We start from the raw sequence: 17,918 nt of genomic DNA, 5'->3' as shown, positions 1-17,918 counted from the left end.
ATGGGCATCAAGTCGGATCAATGGATACGCCGTATGGCTGCGGAGCACGGCATGATAGAGCCGTTCGAAGCGCAGCAGGTGCGTTATGTTGACCAGCGCCGCGTGGTTTCCTACGGAACGTCGAGTTACGGATACGACATACGCTGTTCGAGTGAGTTCAAGATTTTTACCAACATCAATTCGGCGATAGTCGACCCGAAGGATTTTGATGAAAACAGCTTTGTGGATTTGAATGCCGATATCTGCATTATTCCTCCGAATTCGTTCGCGTTGGCGCGCACGGTGGAATATTTCAGAATACCGCGCGATGTTCTGACCATTTGTCTTGGAAAATCCACATACGCGCGTTGTGGCATTATCGTCAATGTCACGCCGCTGGAGCCGGAGTGGGAAGGACATGTCACGCTGGAGTTTTCCAATACCACCACGCTGCCGGCGAAAATCTACGCCAACGAAGGCGTCGCCCAGGTGCTGTTTATCGGTGCAGACGAAGTGTGCGAGACATCGTATCGCGATCGGGAGGGCAAATACCAGGGGCAAGTGGGCGTGACATTGCCGCGCGCTTGATTTCAGTGCCGGCGCTGACGCCGGCGTGATTATATTTTCGGATTCATCAATGAGCTCAACTCTATTTGAAAAAGCGCAGCAGTACATACCCGGCGGTGTGAATTCTCCGGTACGCGCATTCCGTGGCATGGGGCGTCCCCCGGTATTCGTGTCGCGCGCGCAGGGTCCTTATTTGTTCGATAGCGACGGGAAGCGCTACATCGATTATGTCGGTTCATGGGGGCCGATGGTGCTGGGGCATGCGCATCCGGAAGTGCTGGCGGCGGTGCATGCGGCGGTGGATCGTGGCTTGAGTTTTGGCGCGCCGACCGAAGTCGAAACGGAAATGGCGCGCAAGGTGTGCGAACTGGTGCCGTCGATGGACAAGGTACGCATGGTCAGCTCCGGCACGGAAGCGACCATGAGCGCGATACGTTTGGCGCGCGGATTTACCGGGCGAGATAAAATCGTCAAATTCGAGGGTTGTTATCACGGCCACTCCGATTCCTTGCTGGTGAAGGCCGGTTCTGGCGCGCTGACTTTGGGCGTTCCCAGTTCGCCGGGGGTCCCCGCCGCGCTGGCCGAACTTACGCTGACGCTGAGTTATAACGATAGCGATGCGGTGCGCGAGGTATTTGCGCGTCGTGGACAGGATATCGCTTGCGTGATAGTGGAGCCGGTAGCCGGCAACATGAACTGTGTTCCGCCGGCGCCTGGCTTCCTGGAAGGTTTGCGTGCGCTGTGCAGCGAGTACGGCGCGTTGCTGATTTTCGATGAAGTCATGACCGGTTTTCGCGTCGCATTGGGCGGCGCGCAGGCGCTCTATGGCGTGGCGCCGGATTTGACGACGCTGGGCAAGGTGATTGGCGGCGGCATGCCGGTCGGCGCATTCGGTGGGCGCGATGAGGTCATGAATCATCTGGCGCCGCTGGGTCCCGTCTACCAGGCAGGCACCTTGTCCGGCAATCCGGTGGCGATGGCGGCGGGTTTGAAAATGCTGGAGCTGGTTTCGGTTCCTGGTTTTTATGAACAGCTGGCCGATAAAACACGTTATCTGCTTGACGGGCTTACCACGAGCGCCAAAGTTGCCGGCATCCCGTTCGCTACCAATCAGGTTGGCGGCATGTTCGGTGTGTTTTTTACCGGGCAACCAGCTATTAACCGCTTCGATCAGGTTGTCGGTTGCGATGTCGAACGCTTTAATGCATTTTTTAACTCGATGTTGCAAAGCGGTGTTTATCTGGCTCCGTCGGCATTCGAAGCCGGTTTCGTGTCCGTAGCGCATGAAACGGAACAACTGGATGTAACCATCGCCGCAGCCGATAAAGCGTTCGCGATTTTGACGGGTTGAACTCGGGCGCATTGACGCCGTCATTGCCCGGGCATTCCATGCTGTTACGCTGAAATATGATTGCTCGCGGTTTTTATGACTTTATGGAGTATTGCAGTGAAACGTATTTTAATAATCGGAATCTCTTTTTTGGGGGCGTTGATAGTGTCCGGCAGCGTGATGGCCGACAAGGATATCACCGAGCAGCAAGTCCCTCCCGCGGTGCTGAGGACATTTAAATCGGTTTATCCGAATGTGTCGGGTGTGGAGTATGAGGAAAAAGTAAAAAACGGGCAGACGGTTTACAAATTCGAGTTCAAGGATAACGGTCTTGAGCATGAGGTCGTATACAGTGCCGATGGCAAGGTTGTGAAGGCGAAACTGGAGCACTAAGCAAAATCTGCTTTATTCCATTCGAGGGGATTCATCTGGTTTTGCTTCGGAAAGCGGCAACAAAATTGTCCTTCTGAGATTCAGCTTGGGATATTACCCTATAACACGGGTAATATCCTGTCATGTTGCAGATGAACCGGGCGCTGTTTCAGCGCTTCATCGAAGCGAAAAATTCCGCGTTGGTTTTGGTTTCCTTGAGTTTTCCCAGCAGGAACTCGCTTGCCGCCATTTCGTCCATCGGTTGCAGAATCTTGCGCAATATCCAGTTCTTCTGCAGCTCTTCCTGCGGCACCAGGTATTCTTCGCGCCGGGTTCCCGAGCGGTTGATATTGATGGCCGGATACACGCGTTTTTCGGCGATTTTTCTGTCCAGGTGCAGTTCCATGTTGCCGGTGCCCTTGAATTCTTCGTAAATCACTTCATCCATGCGTGAACCGGTGTCGACCAGCGCGGTGGCGATGATGGTCAGGCTGCCGCCTTCCTCGATATTGCGCGCCGCGCCGAAAAAGCGCTTGGGGCGTTCCAGCGCGTTGGCGTCGACGCCGCCGGTCAATACCTTGCCAGACGACGGAATCACGGTGTTGTAGGCACGCGCCAGACGGGTAACGGAGTCGAGCAGGATCACTACATCGCGCTTGTGTTCAACCAGACGCTTGGCCTTTTCTATCACCATTTCGGCGACCTGAACATGGCGCGCCGGCGGTTCGTCAAAGGTGGACGAAACCACTTCGCCTTTTACGCTGCGCTGCATTTCGGTGACTTCTTCAGGGCGTTCGTCTATAAGCAATACGATCAGATAGCATTCGGGGTTCTGTTCCGCGATCGAGTGGGCCAGGTTTTGCAGGATCATGGTTTTACCCGCCTTGGGCGGCGACACAATCAGGCCGCGTTGACCCTTGCCGATCGGCGCGATCAGGTCGATTACCCGCGAGGTCAAGTCTTCCGTGCTGCCATTTCCCAGCTCCAGCACGAAGCGCTCTTTTGGAAACAGCGGCGTCAGGTTGGCGAATACAATTTTGTGCTTGGCGTTTTCAGGCGGTTCATAATTGATTTGCTCGACCTTGAGCATTGCGAAATAGCGTTCGCTTTCCTTGGGGGGTCTGATTTTTCCGGAAATGGTATCGCCGGTTCTCAGGCAAAAGCGGCGTATCTGGCTTGGAGAAACGTAAATGTCGTCGGGGCCGGCCAGATACGAACTATCGGTACAGCGCAAGAAACCGAAGCCGTCCTGCAGTATTTCCAGAACCCCGTCTCCGTAAATATCCTCCCCGCCTTTGGCCTGTTTTTTCAGGATTGAGAAGATCAGATCTTGCTTGCGTGTTCTGGCAAAGCCTTCAATTTCAAGCGATTCGGCGACTAATATTAGTTCGGAAACGGGTTTGCGTTTGAGGTCGGTTAGATTCATGAGTGTTAGTTAATGATGCGGATTGTGATGGAGAACTTCATGTTGCAGAAAACCCATAAGGCGTAGAGTGCCTTGAAGGGGTGTTTGCAGGGATCGCCGATAACGGCGTTGGACTTAAATTTAACTGGGCAGGCTATCGTAGACTAGCGACGATTCTAATACAGCGGAGCGGACGCGTCCAGCAGTTATATGCTGTTTTTGCGCATCCGCTACGGGTAAACGCGTTAGTCGCAGGTTTTGTTGTCTGAAAAGCTCAGTCGAGGTTGCTGTCAAGGAACGCTGCGAGTTGCGATTTGGACAGCGCGCCAACCTTGGTTGCTGCGACTTCCCCACTTTTGAACAGCATCAGCGTTGGTATGCCTCTCACGCCGTAACGTTGGGGAGCGGCCGGATTTTCGTCGATGTTAACCTTGGTTACGGTTAGCTTGCCGGCATATTCCGTGGCGATTTCTTCGAGAATGGGCGCGATCATTTTGCAGGGACCGCACCATTCGGCCCAGTAATCCACCAGCACCGGGCCGTCGGCTTTTAGTACCTGTTCATCGAAAGTGTTGTCGTTAATGTGCGAAATATTGTCACTCACTGTTAACTCCGTGAAAATGATGGTTTGAAATCTCCCGTAACTGGCTTATGCCGCAGCCGGGAGGGTCTTGTTCCTGTGCTCCATTTCAGCTTAATCAGGAGCAGATTTCAAGTTTTTTGATGACTAATGCGTGTGCGGGGAGGGAACGCGTGGTGAGCGTGCGATGCAAGCTAGGGCTCCCGCAGTTTATCAACATATTTAATTCAAATTTGCGGGGTGTGTTATTTCGCATGCCCGGACTGTGTGATATGCCTCAGTTTTACAGCTTGGCTGGGTTGGCAAACAGATATTTATGTTTATTTTTATAGGCTTGGAAATCAGGCATAAACCTTGTTTAAGTTAATTCAGCGTTTCATATAAAGCGATAATGCCTTGCTAAACCACAGTTGACGGAGATAGTGCTATGAGTAACAGAGAAATTGCTGCAACCGGTCCGATTTACGATGCCAGCGCGCTGGCGGTGTGTACCGGCTTGGCGTTTGCTTCATTGATTCTGGTGCCGGCGATTGCCGCCTCGGTCGGCTTGGGACCCAGCCTGACAGGCGCTTTGCGGATGTATTTAATGAAAGCCTCAAGCCGAGCAATCGGACGGCGCGGTAACGGTTCGGAGTCGGTAGCGGCAAGCTTCAGCTGCCATTGATAAAATCAATCGGCGGCGCAGCTATATCCCATCCCTGTAGCAAAGGATGTTAACGGCGGCATACGTTACGTGTGTCCGTCGTTTTTGCGTTCTTCCGGATTAATGTATTTCTCATGAGCGAATCAACGCATGGGCGATCTATACAGTCATTGATTTCAGATGGCTGATTTTAAAGAGAAGATGTGCATCCGTCTCAGTTTGTTTTGCTGATAAGACATTTAGCGCCTGTTGTTGAAATCAGAAGGAGTGACGATAGCTCTCGGCTCCGCTTTGCACTAATTCCCGATTCGGTTAGTATAATATCCCTGCGTCGTCGACGAGACGGGGTAAAGTCCCAGCAAGCGGTTTTCAGATTGTCAGGAGTGATTATGGCTCATATACATGGGATACAAAAAGCGGTTGCGAACGGCGCAGCGCATGGCGCAATGGGACATGCCGCTCATGGCGCAATGGGGCACGCTGCCGGGCATGCCGCTCACGAAGCAATGGGGCATGGAATGACTCATTTGGTGAAGGCGGGAATGTCGCATCCGGCGTCAGCAGTTACGGTTCATCATCTTGCCGGGGGCGCGGCAGCGACCGGCGCCGCCGTTGTTACGGCGGGTTCACATACAGGAAAATCAATAATGAGCAAAATATTCCATCACCCTCTGGTGCTTTTCGGTTTGGGCGTCGCCGTCGGGTACACTGTCCATAAATACCGTAAGGAAATTATATTGGCGGCTAATGAGGCAGCCGATAAAAGCAAGGATTTTGTGCTTCAGCAGCGCGAAAATCTGGAAGATATACTTGAAGAAGGCAAGGACAAGGCCGTTTGATCCTCGGCTGGATAATCCGAATGTGTTTTCGATCGGACCATGGACCTATGCGGGTTGATTTCCTTTAGGCTTTGAGGCTCTATGTCTATCTTGCAACAGATTGTCCTTCGGCATCGCGCCGAAGGTTATGTGCGATTTTCCCTGCCGGCGTCGCTTTGCGACGGAGACCGCGTCAGACGCATCGAATGGGCCTTGAAGCAGCACGCCGCCGTTTCCAGCGCGCGGATTTATGCGGGGGCGCGCAAACTGGCTATCCGCTATGTCGAAGGGATCGCCGATCTGCGCGCAATAGCCGCATTATTGAAAGACATCGTTCTGGGTGTGGATGCGATTGTCGTCCCTTCAGCCTGCTGTACCGCGTCTGTCGGCACCGGATTGGTGTCCGGTCCGGACGGGAGCGGCGTTGACGGGTTATCCCGCTGGTTAAGAGCCAAATATCAGGAGATTGGAGAGACGCTGACCGCTTTGGGAATTGTCATTCGCAACACGTTCGGCTGGAAGTCGCAAAAAGGCTTTCTAAAACACTCCGATCTGACCGACTTTTTAACGGATATCCTGGTGCTCTATCTGATACGCGCCCATTGGCATGCGATCACCGAGCTCTGGCTTAAGCGTCCGTGGCTCTACCGCTACGAATGGATGGCGACAATTTACATGATATTCCTGCTGATGCGCTCCAAGCTGCCTAAAAACTGAATTGATCGGCTCGCTCATCAGAATCTGCGGGTCCGCTCTTGTCAGGCGGGCTGTCCCAAATATGGTTGCGAGTCCGGTCCACCTGATTTGAAAGCCCGCGGGGTGTTTCAGCCTTTTTCGCTGCCATGGGCTTTACGGCTTGATGGTGTGCGGCTGCGTTGGTGGAACGATGACTTCGTTCGGCAAGGTACGGATGTATAGATGAATAAAGGAGGCGAAATGCGGCAAACAGAAAACTGCAAGGTAGTTCACCAAACACGGCGACGTGTGCGTATCCTGGCGCCCGGACTAACCAAAAAACCCGATTATTCCTATTTGTTCGAGATCCTGTTGCGCAAACATGCGGCAATTAAACAGGTGCGGCTGGTGCCGGATATAGGGTCGGTCGCCGTTCATTTCGATCCCGAGTTGTTGCCGTCCGCTTCGTTGATGACTTTGCTCGACGATGTGCTGGGCAGTCTGGAAAGCGCCATGCAGAATCAGCCCGTAGCGGCGCGCGGAACGGCCAGCGGCGACGAACTTGAGCGCGAGTTCAATATCGCTCTGGAAGGAATGAGCTGCGCATCGTGCGCATTGCTGATAGAAACGCATTTAAGGCGCGATCCGCAGGTTGTTTTCGCCAAGGTCAATTATGCTACGGAAACGGCGCAGGTGCGCGCGCGGATGACCCGCGAAGATCTTTATCTGCGTATTCGGGGGCTGGGCTACGGCGCGCATTCTCTGGACAGTCTGCTGCAACGGCGCATGCAGCTCGAGCGCGAACATACGCACCTTTCCAGCGCATGGAAGCATTGTTTGTGGGCGAGCGTGCTCAGCGCGCCTTCCATGATACTCGGCATGATCGCGCCGCATTCACTGGCGCTGGGTTTGGTGCAATTTGCACTGGCGGTGCCGGTGGTGTTCTGGAGCGGACGCAGTTTTTTCGAGAAAGCATGGAAACTGGCCCGTCAAGGTTCCGCCAATATGGACAGTCTGGTCGCGATGGGCGTCGGTTCGGCTTTCGGTTACAGTCTGATCGCCTTGGTGATAGGCCGGCGCGAGTATTATTTCGAAGCCGCGGCGGGTATTGTCACTTTTGTGTTGATGGGAAGGTATCTGGATGAAAAAGCCCGTGGGCAGGCTCATGAAGCGATTCGTCAATTGATAGATCTCCAGCCGCAGACCGCTACGGTGCTGATCAATGGCGAAGAGGTTGTAACGCCGATAGACGATGTCAGGGTCGGCGATTTGCTGCTGGTGCGTCCGGGCGAGCGCATTCCGGCCGATGGCGAAGTCGAGTTCGGTCTGAGTACCGTGGATGAGTCCATGCTGACCGGCGAAAGCATGCCGGTTGTCAAGGAACCGGGAGCTGCAGTGACCGGTGGCTGCATCAACGGTAATGGCTCGCTGCAGGTGCGCGTGAAGGCTGTCGGCCCGGACAGCGTGCTGGCCGGGATTGTGAATCTGGTCGATCAGGCGCAGAGCAGCCGCTTGCCGATACAGAAAACCGTCGACCGGGTTTCTGCCGTTTTCGTACCTTCGGTGATGGTTATTTCGGCTTTGACTTTCTTTGGCTGGCTGCTGGCCGGCGCATCGCCTGCACGCGCGTTTGGCAACGCGATAACCGTGCTGTTGATCGCGTGTCCCTGCGCGCTCGGGCTGGCGACGCCGGCGGCGATCATGGTCGGTACCGGTCAGGCGGCGCGCCGTGGAATATTTATCCGCAATGGTGAAAGTCTTGAAATGGCGTCGAAAATTACGGTAATGGTGTTCGATAAAACCGGGACCATAACCGAAGGAAAGCCGCGGTTGACGGATTTAATCAATCTTTCTTCTCTTTCCGGTGATGAGATTTTGACGTTCGCAGCGGCAGCGGAACTGCATTCCGAGCATTTTTTGGGTAAGGCTATTGTTAGTCATGCGCGCGAACGCGGTTTGACTCTGAATGAGCCGGACAGTTTTCAGAGTGAGCCGGGTCACGGCATAGAAGCAATTATCGGTCTCAGCAAGGTATTGATAGGGAATCGCGTCTGGTTGCAGCAGCATGATATTGACCTCGGCGAGCTTGATGCCGATGCCCAGCGTCTTGGAAATCAAGGCAAAACTCCGGTGTTCATGGCGTTGGACAACAAGCCTGCCGCTATTATCGGAATTGCGGATCAAGCGCGCGCCAATGCGCGCGACGCGATTACCGCGTTGCGCAACGCCCGCGTAAGGACGCTGATGGTGACCGGAGATATGGAGGCGGCTGCGCGTCATATCGCCGGTCTGGTCGGTATCGATGAGGTTATCGCTCATGCCCGCCCGGAGCAGAAGCAGGAAATTGTGCGTGAATTACAGGCGCGCGGCGAAAAAGTCGGCATGATCGGCGATGGCGTCAACGACGCTCCGGCTCTGGCGGCTGCCGATGTCAGTCTGGCCATCGGAGGGGGAACCGACATCGCGGTGCAGACTGCGGATTTAACACTGATAAACGGGGATATTTCCAAGGTTGCCGAAGCAATGCAACTTAGCAGTTTTACCTTGCGAGTGATTCATCAAAATTTATTCTGGGCATTCGGTTACAATATAGTGGCCATACCTGTTGCAGCGATGGGGCGCTTGAATCCGATGGTGGCCTCTCTGGCCATGGCCATGAGTTCCCTGTCGGTGGTGCTGAATTCATTGCGTTTGCAGAAGAAGGACTGACTGTCGCTTCGGAGCCGCACGGATAAGGTGATAGGCAATGTTTTCAGTTTGATGAAGTCTTTATAATCACTTATTCATGTATGCCCATGAAACAGACGAACCCAGAAGCCATTTCCATTGTGCACGATAAAGTGCCGAACCGTATACGTTTTTCCATACCGATGATCAGGTATCGGCGCACTTTCGCAGAATTGCTGAAACATTCGCTGCTCAAAGATCCTGCCGGAAAAGGTATTTATCATGCCGAACCCAATATCGTGACCGGTAACCTGCTGATCAAATTTCACCCCGCCATACACACGCGCGAGGAAGTAGTTCGCCTGGTGCAAGACCTGGCGGGCAGGATAGACGCCGGCGAGGTTGAAATCACGCAGAAGCACAAAAATCCGCGTCTGGGCAAAATGCTGCCGGGTGCGTTTTTTACCCGCGAGCTGCTGGTAAGTATAGTTGGAAATGTAGTCGCCGGGCTGTTGCTCGCTTTTATAATAGTGCGTTGATTTACACGATTGCTGAATGGCTGCTTGCAGTAGGTGCATCCCTGCACCCGGGGAAAGCTTCAGCAGAGGCTTTCGTTACTTTTGCTGTTTAGTCTTGGCGATTTGACTATCGATTTGCTTGGCGGTTTCCGCGTAGGCCTGATCGGGAATCGCTTCCTTGTGCGTGCCTTTGAAAAGCACTGTGAGTGTGATAGCTACTGCGATTACGCCGCCGATATATACCCAGAAATTATCTTTTTCTTGTTGCATGTTATCCTCCTTCTTGTGGTATTGATGGAACGGAATTTCAGTTACCCGATTGTGCCGGGTAATGCAATCGTAGTTATATATACGTGACAGCAGTATTAAGTCTTGAAGAAGATTTAATGAAAATTTAATGTAACTATTCAGTGAGTGCATTTAAGTCATGACCGAAGCAGTCGGATTGAAGCAAGCCAGTCGAGACACGCTGCAAGCCCGCTCCTGGAAACTGTCTGCGCCCATCCATGGGCGCAAAAGGTCTCGCCTGGTTCACCTCATATCTTCTCCAGCGGGCAGGCTGAATAGTTACGATTTAATTTGATAGGGGTATCTGTCCATGGTGCGGATTCCTGGAGTATTTCGGGTGGCGCAATGTCTGCTCCTGTGATTCAAGTAACGTCAACCGGAAAAAAATTCTGCCGCAGTTTCTATGCGGCTTTTGGCTATGCTCTCCAGGACAGCGCCGCGGCCCTGATCAGACTGCCACCCCGCAAGACCCTGCGCAGACATGAGTTTTGGGCCGTTCAGGATATTTCCTTTGCCGTTGCGCGCGGCGAATGCCTGGCGATTATCGGACCGAATGGCGCCGGCAAAAGCACGTTGTTGAAGTTGATCAATCGCGAGTATCGGCCGGACGCTGGTAGTGTGCTGACGCGTGCGCCGGTCAAGTCGATGATACGCATCGGTTCGGGTCTGCAGCCGATGCTGAGCGGGCGCGAGAATATTTACATCCAATGCGCGCAATTGGGTTTGAGCAAGCGCGAAACCGATGCGCTGATTCAGGGTATTGTCGCATTCGCCGAACTGGATGAGGCCATCGATGCTCCTGTCAAAACCTATTCAGACGGGATGTACGCACGCCTGGATTTTTCCATAGCCACTTCAGTTTGCCCCGATATTCTGCTGGTCGACGAAGTGCTGGCCGTAGGCGATATTGCGTTTCAGATGCGTTGCCTGGACCGGTTGAATCAGCTCAAGGCGGAAGGCGCGGCGATTATTTTCGTGTCGCATTCCGAAATGAACGTTCGCCACGTCGCGGATCGCTGTCTGCTGTTGTTTAACGGCAAACAGTTGGGCGTGGGCAGCACCGATGCGCTGTTTGCCGCTTATTATGCATCGATAGGCTATATTAACCGATCGCTGCAGGCGGAAGGCGCGTTGTTGTCCCCTCCGCCTGATTGTGGCGGCGATGTGGAAATCCATGCTCTGACGTTATTGCGTACCGCGCAGCAATCCGGGATATTGACGTGGGGTGAGCCTCTGGAGCTGGCTATTACCTATAGCGCCAGGATGCCACTTGCCGATGCGGTGCTGCATGTACAGTTTCGCAACAGCGCCGGCATATTGATAGCGAGCGCGGATACGGCGATGAATGGTTTTTTCCTTACTCTGGCGCGGGGGTCCGGCTGCGTCACGGTCAGCATGCCGCGTATTTTACTGGCTCCAGGGTTGTATCGCTTGTCGGTGCAATTGCTGGAGGTAGAAGGCCGGCTGTTGGCGAGTCAGGGAAATATGCTGGAAATTCATGTAGGGCAAGGACAGGCAACGCATTATTGCGGGCTGGTGGCGCTGGAAGCTGAGTTCAAGGTGTAGCCATCGCGCTCTTCTGTCGGGCTGGAAGCGGGGAGGCCGTTGTGTCACTATGAGCGGCGCGATCCCTGCGCTGAAAACGGTAACAACCATGAAAAGAGAAATGATTCAGGTATTTCTTGTTTTTCTGGCTGCATGTTCCGCCTCGCTTCCGCTTGACATGCCCGTGAAAGTCGAGCTGAAGGACAATACAACCCTGCAAAACAACCTCGGCGAGACGCATCGCCGCATAGGGGAAAGCCTGGCAAGCGACTATGCCGAAGCGCTGAAATGGGTGCGCAAGGCCGCCGAGCAGGGCGATGACAATGCGCAATACTTTCTTGGGGTGATGTATTACAAAGGCGAAGGCGTTCCCCTTGATTATGCCGAGGCCGCGACCTGGTATCGTAAGGCGGCGGAACATGGCAATGTATTGGCGCAACTTAATCTTGGCTGGGCGTATAACGAAGGCGAAGGCGTGACGCGCGACTATGACGAAGCGATGAGCTGGTACCGTAAAGCCGCAGAACAGGGTAATGCAGTCGCGCAAAACAACCTTGGCTGGATGTACGAAGAGGGTAAAGGGGTTCCCCGCGATTTGGTGACGGCTTACATGTGGTATTCATTTGCCGCAGCCCAGGGCCAGGAGCGGGCAAAATCAGAGATCGATTCAATCGAACGCAAAATGACCCAGGAGCAGATTGCGGAAGCGCAGAAGCGCGCGGAAGAAGCGAATGGAGCCAAGCGTTTCCGGGAATAACAGTTCGGTCCGCCAATACTGTTTGCGAGAAATTTGTACTGATAACGCGCAACGCCCCTGGTCTTCGAATTAAACGCATAAAGGCTTGCAGGGTGGCAGCTGAGTAGCTTTACCGCGAACTCCCGCCCAAATGCGTGAGAAAATTTTTTGGCCCCATATAACCGACTAACCTGTTTTCCTTATGCTCGACGCCGTTACGGTCGAAAAACAGGGTTGCCGGCGGGCCGGACAGGGCGTAGCGCGTCAACAGGGCTTTTGCATTGTCGTCATTCGCGGTCACATCGGCTTGCAGCAGCCGGTAGGCGGTCAGCTCCGCCTGCACGCGCGCATTGGCGAAGGTATTGTGTTCCATTTCACGGCAGGACACGCACCAATCGGCATAAAAATCCAGTAATATCGGTTGACCGGATTGGCGCGCCGCTTCCAGTTCGGCATCCAGCGCTACAGGAGTATTTAACTTGCGAAAAAGAATGGCTGCCGTTTCATACTGACGGTTTTCGGTAACGGCAAAGCCTTTCAACGGGTGCAAAGGATCGTCGTTACCGGCAGCCGCACCGGTCAGCAACGCCACGCCATAAACCAGCGTAATGATGCCCATGCCCTTGCTTAGCCTGTTCCAGGCGCCGCTGCCCTGCTGCGTTTCATCCAGCCCCCCGAGAAAAACGGCAGCGATCAGCGCCAGAGTTCCCCAAAGCAGCAGCGCGAATGAGGCAGATATAACGCGCTGCAGCATCCATATCGCGACACCGAGCATGACCAAACCGAAAACCGATTTAATTGCGACCATCCACGCGCCTGCACGCGGCAGCAGGGCTCCGGCCGACGCGCCGACCAGCATCAGCGGCGCGCCCATGCCCAGGCCCATGGTAAACAGCGCCAGACCTCCGAGCAGCGCGTCGCCGGACTGACCGATATAAATCAGCGCCCCGGCCAGCGGCGCCGCCATGCACGGGCCGACGATCAACGCGGAAAGGGCGCCCATCGCCGCGGCGCTGAACAAGGTGCCGCCGTGCTGCCGTCCGCTGAGCGCGGTTATGCGTTGCTGTATACAGCTGGGGATTTGCAGTTCGTAAAACCCGAACATCGACAGGGCAAGCAGCACGAACAGGCCGCTGAACGAAATTATGATCCACGGCGTTTGGAACAAGGCCTGCAGGTTGCCGCCAAAAAGACCTGCCAGAACCCCGAAAACGGTGTAGGTCAACGCAGCGGCGAGCACGTAGCTTGCCGAAAGCAGCAAGGCTCTGGAGGTGTTGATATCCGCGCCTTGACCGACAATAATCCCGGACAGGATCGGGATCATCGGGAATATGCAGGGCGTAAACGCCATCAGCAGTCCGAAGCCGAAAAAGCTGAGTATCACCCATCCCGGAGACCCGCCCTGGAGCGTGGCTGCGATGCGATCCTGCTCGGATTGCTGGACGGCGCTACTGACGGTTGCGGGAGGCGATACTGCCGGGCCAGTGGCTTCCGATAGGCGCAGCGTCAGGTTTTTTTCAATCGGCGGATAGCATAAACCTTGGTCGGCGCAGCCTTGAAAGCGCAGTTTCAGATAGACCGGGCCGCTATCGTTACCGAATTTCCTGAAATGCAAGTCTATGCTGAGTTGGTGATAATACGCTTCCCTGGCCCCCAGTGATCCCTGCAGCTCGACGCCTTTAGGCAATTCGACCGGTAATAATTCAACCAGCGGGGCTGAGTTTTCCGCCAGCGAGAATTTGAAGCGATCGCGGTACAGATGGTAGCCGTCCGCAATTTTCCAGTTTAAACGAACGTTTTCGCTGCTTTTTATCTCGCTGGAAAACCGGAAAGCCTGATCGGCGCTCAAAAAACTGTCGTTTGCCGCATACGCCGCAGCGCAGACTGCCGACAGGCTTGAAATTAGGCAGATGCGTAACAAATAATATATATTCGGCATATAGATGATTCGGTTTGATGTGCAGTGAGGCTGGATATTTTGAAACTTAACACTATATTCAACGCATTATAAGGCTTTACATATGCCGTTTTCTGCCTGTTAGAGCGCCCCGGCAGCGCAGAGTTCACTATGATGAATTATTTAGCCGCGTGCAAGCCTCGCCAGACGAAGCTGAAAGCTGTGCTAAAATGGCGTACCCTTATTCGATGTCCAAGAGGCTGATGTCCAAAAAGCTTTATATAGAAACCTTCGGTTGCCAGATGAACGAGTACGATTCCGCAAAAATGCGCGACGTGCTCGAAGCCCGGAAAGGTTTCGAACTGACATTATCGCCGGAACAGGCGGATGTGCTGATATTGAATACCTGTTCCATTCGTGAAAAAGCGCAGGAAAAGGTTTTTTCCGAACTCGGCCGCTGGCGCGCATTCAAGGAAAAACGCCCTGATATCGTGATCGGGGTCGGGGGTTGTGTCGCCAGTCAGGAGGGCGAAGCCCTGCAGCAGCGCGCAGCTTTCGTCGACATGGTGTTCGGCCCTCAAACACTGCATCGCCTGCCCGATCTACTGGATCGCGTTGCAAGCGGGCAAGGGCCGGTTATCGACGTATCATTCCCTGAAATCGAAAAATTCGATGCGCTGCCCGCCCCGCGCGCGGAAGGCGTGAAAGCTTATGTTTCGGTGATGGAGGGCTGCAGCAAATACTGCAGCTTCTGCGTGGTGCCATATACACGCGGCGAGGAAATCAGCCGTCCATTGGCGGACATTTTGGCGGAAATACAGGGCCTGGTGAGGCAAGGCGTGCGCGAAGTCAATCTGCTCGGGCAAAATGTCAACGCCTATCGCGGTGTCGATGATGAAGGCGATATCATCGATTTCGCGTTGCTGTTGCATCATGTTGCGGCGATTCCCGGTTTGGGGCGCCTGCGCTATACCACTTCGCATCCGGTCGAATTCAGCGACAGCCTGATACAGGCTTATGCCGAAATCCCGATGTTGGTCGATCATCTGCATTTGCCGGTGCAGAGCGGCAGTAATCGTATCCTGTCGTTGATGAAACGCGGTCATACACGCGAGGAATATATCGACAAGATCGGGCGCCTGCGAGCTGTCAGGCCGAATATCAGCCTGTCTTCCGATTTTATCATCGGTTTTCCGGGCGAAAGCGACGCCGATTTTGCCGATACCCTGGATTTGATAAACCGCCTCGGTTTTGATTTGTCGTTCAGCTTTATCTATAGCGCCCGGCCCGGCACCCCCGCCGCCGACTTGCCCGATACTGTCAATATCGAAGTAAAGCGCCAGCGACTGGCCGCATTGCAGAAAAAAATCAGCGAAAAGGCTATGGAAATTTCCCGGAAAATGGTGGGTACGGTACAGCGCGTGCTGGTGGAAGGCGTTTCACGTAAACAGGTGACACAAATGAGCGGACGAACCGAGAATAATCGCGTGGTCAATTTTGACGGTCATGCGCGGCTGGTCGGACAGTTTGCCGATGTCATCATCACCGAGGCTCTGCCAAATTCTTTGCGCGGCAGATTAATCGGCCGAATCGAAACCGGCGATGTTTCTCTGATGGACCATTCCTGTGTCTGAAAATAGTTCCAACAGGGTGCAGTTTAGCCTGCTTCCCGACGACAACGAGCGTCTTCTGGCTTTGTGTGGCCAGTTTGACGACAATCTGAAGCATATCGAGCGGCGTTTGGGCGTGGAAGTCGCCACCCGCGGCAATCAATTTCAGATCACCGGCTCCACTGTGCCGGTTCAGGTTGCGGCTCAGGTGATACACGCGCTGTATGAAGCCACGCGCAACGAACAGTTGACTCCCGAGCGCGTGCATTTGGCGCTGCAGGAGGCTGGAATGGCTCCGGCCGCTTCCGCAAACGCCGATTCCGATCAGCAGAGTGCCGTTATACGCATCAAGCGCGGCGTTATCAAGCCGCGCGGCGAGAATCAGCAAACTTATCTGCGGCGTATCCAACAATGCGATATCAACTTCGGCATCGGCCCTGCCGGTACCGGAAAAACCTATCTGGCAGTCGCCGCGGCGGTTTCGGCTTTGGAAAAAGAAGAAGTAAGGCGGCTGATTCTGGCGCGTCCTGCGGTTGAAGCGGGTGAAAAGCTGGGTTTTTTACCGGGCGATATAGCGCAAAAGGTCGATCCCTATTTGCGCCCGCTCTATGACGCGCTCTATGAAATGCTCGGTTTCGATCGCGTGGCGCGCTTGATCGAGCGTCAGGTGATCGAGGTGGCGCCGCTGGCTTTTATGCGTGGACGCACCCTCAACGATGCATTTATCATTTTGGACGAAGCCCAGAATACCACGACGGAGCAGATCAAGATGTTTTTGACGCGCGTCGGTTTCGGTTCGCGCGCAGTCATTACCGGCGATATCACACAGATCGATCTGCCGCGCGGACGCGATTCCGGTTTGCGGCAGGTGCTGGATGTGTTGCGCGAGGTAGAGGGCATCAGTTTTACCTTTTTTACCGCCAAGGATGTGGTGCGCCACCCGCTGGTACAGCGTATCGTACAGGCTTATGAAGCCTTCGAGAGTGGACCGGGCGGACGCCATGATTGATGTCGAGTTTCAGAATGCATGCAGCGGCGCGCAGCAACTGCCTTCCGAGGCGGATATTGCGGGCTGGACGCGCGCGGCCGTATCCGGCCTGAGCGATGCCGAACTGGTGGTGCGCGTGGTGGATGAAGCAGAAAGCGCCGAGTTGAACGGCATGTTTCGCAATAAACCGGTGCCGACCAATGTGCTCAGCTTTCCGTTCGAAGCGCCGCCCGGCATCGATAGCGTCATTTTGGGCGACGTGGCGATCTGCGCGGCGGTGGTGGAGCGCGAGGCGCGAGAACAGAGAAAAACATTAGCGGCGCATTGGGCGCACATGGTTGTACATGGCGTACTGCATTTGCAGGGCTACGATCATATCGAACCGGCGGATGCGGACAGGATGGAGTCTGCGGAAATTCAAATAATGCATACGCTCGGCTTTGCCAACCCTTACGAGGAGGTTTTGTGAGTGAAGATCAGCCGGGCGAGCGGCGTAGCTGGCTCGAACGCCTGGGACACTTTTTGGCGGGTGCGCCCGAGGATCAAGAGGATTTGCTGGCGTTTTTACACGATGCGGAACGGCGGCAGTTGATCGATCCCGATGCCATGGCGATGATAGAAGGTATCATGGCGTTCTCGGGGTTGCGTGCCGGCGATATCATGGTGCCACGTTCCAAAATGGTGGTAATCGAGCATGATGCGGTGCCCGAGGATGTGTTTCCGGTGGTGACCGAGTCGGGACACTCGCGCTATCCCGTTATTGGGGAAGACCGTTCCGAGGTGTTGGGCATCCTGCTGGCCAAGGACTTGTTGGGTTATCGCTCCGCGAATGTATCCAAACACGTTTATGAAATCATGCGCCCGACGCATTTTATTCCGGAAAGCAAGCGTTTAAACGTATTGCTGAAAGAGTTCCGAGCCAACCGCAGCCATATGGCGATAGTTGTCGACGAGTACGGCGCGGCTGCCGGCCTGGTGACCATCGAAGATGTGCTGGAACAGATAGTAGGCGATATAGAAGACGAACACGATCCGGGTGACGAGGAGTTTATTATCGAAATCAAGCCTTCGGAATACCTGGTGCAGGCGCTGACGCCGATAGAACTGTTTAATGAACGTTTCGGAACTGATTTTGATGAGCAGGAATTCGATACCATGGGCGGTTTGATTGTCAATCGCTTTGGTCATGTGCCCAAAAGAGGGGATGCGCTTGATATCGACCAGTTCCACTTCTCTGTAATTCAGGCTGACGATCGCCGCCTGAATCTGTTAAAGCTCTCCGCGGCCGGCTCCTGAACAT

At 54.4% G+C, this 17,918-nt stretch carries 18 protein-coding genes; 14 read left to right on the top strand and 4 right to left on the bottom strand.

Translation table 11 applies throughout. The features are described 5' to 3' along the window. From dcd to F6R98_RS14805, 3 genes are all read left to right on the top strand, one after another. A complete protein-coding gene (dcd, locus tag F6R98_RS14815) occupies positions 1 to 567 on the top strand; it encodes a dCTP deaminase (protein WP_153249709.1) in 567 nt (188 codons plus the stop codon). Between the two features lie 49 nt (positions 568 to 616). Beyond that, complete coding sequence (gene hemL / locus F6R98_RS14810) at positions 617 to 1,897, top strand: glutamate-1-semialdehyde 2,1-aminomutase (RefSeq protein WP_153249708.1); 1,281 nt, start codon at positions 617 to 619, stop codon at positions 1,895 to 1,897. 96 nt (positions 1,898 to 1,993) lie between these two features. Continuing rightward, positions 1,994 to 2,269 (top strand): PepSY-like domain-containing protein, encoded by a 276-nt coding sequence (locus tag F6R98_RS14805; RefSeq protein ID WP_153249707.1) that lies wholly within the window; start codon positions 1,994 to 1,996, stop codon positions 2,267 to 2,269. Between the two features lie 148 nt (positions 2,270 to 2,417). Here F6R98_RS14805 and rho read toward each other — a convergent pair whose 3' ends face one another. Further along, complete coding sequence (gene rho, locus F6R98_RS14800; protein ID WP_153249706.1) at positions 2,418 to 3,674, bottom strand: transcription termination factor Rho; 1,257 nt, start codon at positions 3,672 to 3,674, stop codon at positions 2,418 to 2,420. Between the two features lie 253 nt (positions 3,675 to 3,927). Continuing rightward, positions 3,928 to 4,257 (bottom strand): thioredoxin TrxA, encoded by a 330-nt coding sequence (gene trxA / locus F6R98_RS14795; RefSeq protein ID WP_153249705.1) that lies wholly within the window; start codon positions 4,255 to 4,257, stop codon positions 3,928 to 3,930. A gap of 403 nt (positions 4,258 to 4,660) precedes the next feature. Here trxA and F6R98_RS14790 point away from each other — a divergent pair, with 403 nt between their 5' ends. The 5 genes from F6R98_RS14790 to F6R98_RS14770 all read left to right on the top strand — a co-directional run bounded on the left by F6R98_RS14790 (position 4,661) and on the right by F6R98_RS14770 (position 9,575). Beyond that, complete coding sequence (locus F6R98_RS14790) at positions 4,661 to 4,897, top strand: hypothetical protein (RefSeq protein ID WP_153249704.1); 237 nt, start codon at positions 4,661 to 4,663, stop codon at positions 4,895 to 4,897. A gap of 368 nt (positions 4,898 to 5,265) precedes the next feature. Next, positions 5,266 to 5,715 carry a hypothetical protein gene (locus F6R98_RS22120; RefSeq protein WP_228124895.1) on the top strand — a complete coding sequence of 150 codons (450 nt, stop codon included), beginning with the start codon at positions 5,266 to 5,268 and terminating at the stop codon, positions 5,713 to 5,715. Positions 5,716 to 5,796: 81 nt separating this feature from the next. Continuing rightward, entirely contained in the window at positions 5,797 to 6,411 is a 615-nt protein-coding gene (locus tag F6R98_RS14780) for a cation transporter (RefSeq protein WP_153249703.1), read from the top strand. Between the two features lie 201 nt (positions 6,412 to 6,612). Next, the gene (locus tag F6R98_RS14775) at positions 6,613 to 9,078 is read left to right on the top strand and encodes a heavy metal translocating P-type ATPase (protein ID WP_153249702.1); all 2,466 of its coding nucleotides are present in this window, start codon (positions 6,613 to 6,615) and stop codon (positions 9,076 to 9,078) included. Between the two features lie 86 nt (positions 9,079 to 9,164). Further along, positions 9,165 to 9,575, top strand: a complete 411-nt coding sequence (locus tag F6R98_RS14770) for a hypothetical protein (protein ID WP_153249701.1) — start codon at positions 9,165 to 9,167, stop codon at positions 9,573 to 9,575. A gap of 75 nt (positions 9,576 to 9,650) precedes the next feature. On the opposite strand, the gene F6R98_RS14765 is transcribed toward F6R98_RS14770, so the two are convergent. Beyond that, entirely contained in the window at positions 9,651 to 9,824 is a 174-nt protein-coding gene (locus F6R98_RS14765; protein WP_153249700.1) for a hypothetical protein, read from the bottom strand. Positions 9,825 to 10,187: 363 nt separating this feature from the next. On the opposite strand from F6R98_RS14765, the gene F6R98_RS14760 reads away from it, so the two are divergent. Beyond that, the gene (locus F6R98_RS14760) at positions 10,188 to 11,408 is read left to right on the top strand and encodes an ABC transporter ATP-binding protein (protein WP_153249699.1); all 1,221 of its coding nucleotides are present in this window, start codon (positions 10,188 to 10,190) and stop codon (positions 11,406 to 11,408) included. 88 nt (positions 11,409 to 11,496) lie between these two features. Further along, complete coding sequence (locus F6R98_RS14755) at positions 11,497 to 12,144, top strand: tetratricopeptide repeat protein (protein ID WP_228124894.1); 648 nt, start codon at positions 11,497 to 11,499, stop codon at positions 12,142 to 12,144. A 109-nt stretch (positions 12,145 to 12,253) separates the two neighbouring features. Here F6R98_RS14755 and dsbD read toward each other — a convergent pair whose 3' ends face one another. Then, positions 12,254 to 14,062, bottom strand: coding sequence for a protein-disulfide reductase DsbD (gene dsbD / locus F6R98_RS14750; RefSeq protein WP_153249697.1), 1,809 nt, complete (start codon positions 14,060 to 14,062; stop codon positions 12,254 to 12,256). A 221-nt stretch (positions 14,063 to 14,283) separates the two neighbouring features. Between dsbD and miaB the strand changes: the two genes are divergently transcribed. The 4 genes from miaB to F6R98_RS14730 are packed head-to-tail and all read left to right on the top strand — an operon-like array spanning position 14,284 to position 17,914. Beyond that, entirely contained in the window at positions 14,284 to 15,654 is a 1,371-nt protein-coding gene (gene miaB, locus F6R98_RS14745; protein ID WP_153249696.1) for a tRNA (N6-isopentenyl adenosine(37)-C2)-methylthiotransferase MiaB, read from the top strand. Next, positions 15,647 to 16,639 (top strand): PhoH family protein, encoded by a 993-nt coding sequence (locus F6R98_RS14740; protein ID WP_153249695.1) that lies wholly within the window; start codon positions 15,647 to 15,649, stop codon positions 16,637 to 16,639. Before miaB ends, F6R98_RS14740 begins: the two co-directional genes overlap by 8 nt. Further along, positions 16,632 to 17,087, top strand: coding sequence for an rRNA maturation RNase YbeY (gene ybeY, locus F6R98_RS14735; RefSeq protein ID WP_153251082.1), 456 nt, complete (start codon positions 16,632 to 16,634; stop codon positions 17,085 to 17,087). Before F6R98_RS14740 ends, ybeY begins: the two co-directional genes overlap by 8 nt. Then, complete coding sequence (locus tag F6R98_RS14730; RefSeq protein ID WP_153249694.1) at positions 17,084 to 17,914, top strand: HlyC/CorC family transporter; 831 nt, start codon at positions 17,084 to 17,086, stop codon at positions 17,912 to 17,914. Before ybeY ends, F6R98_RS14730 begins: the two co-directional genes overlap by 4 nt. Positions 17,915 to 17,918 lie beyond the last annotated feature (4 nt).

It is taken from the genome of Candidatus Methylospira mobilis (assembly GCF_009498235.1).
In the GTDB taxonomy this organism is placed as follows: domain Bacteria; phylum Pseudomonadota; class Gammaproteobacteria; order Methylococcales; family Methylococcaceae; genus Methylospira; species Methylospira mobilis.
The sequence above is the reverse complement of the archived record's forward strand: the minus strand, read 5'-3'. Positions and strand labels throughout refer to the sequence as shown.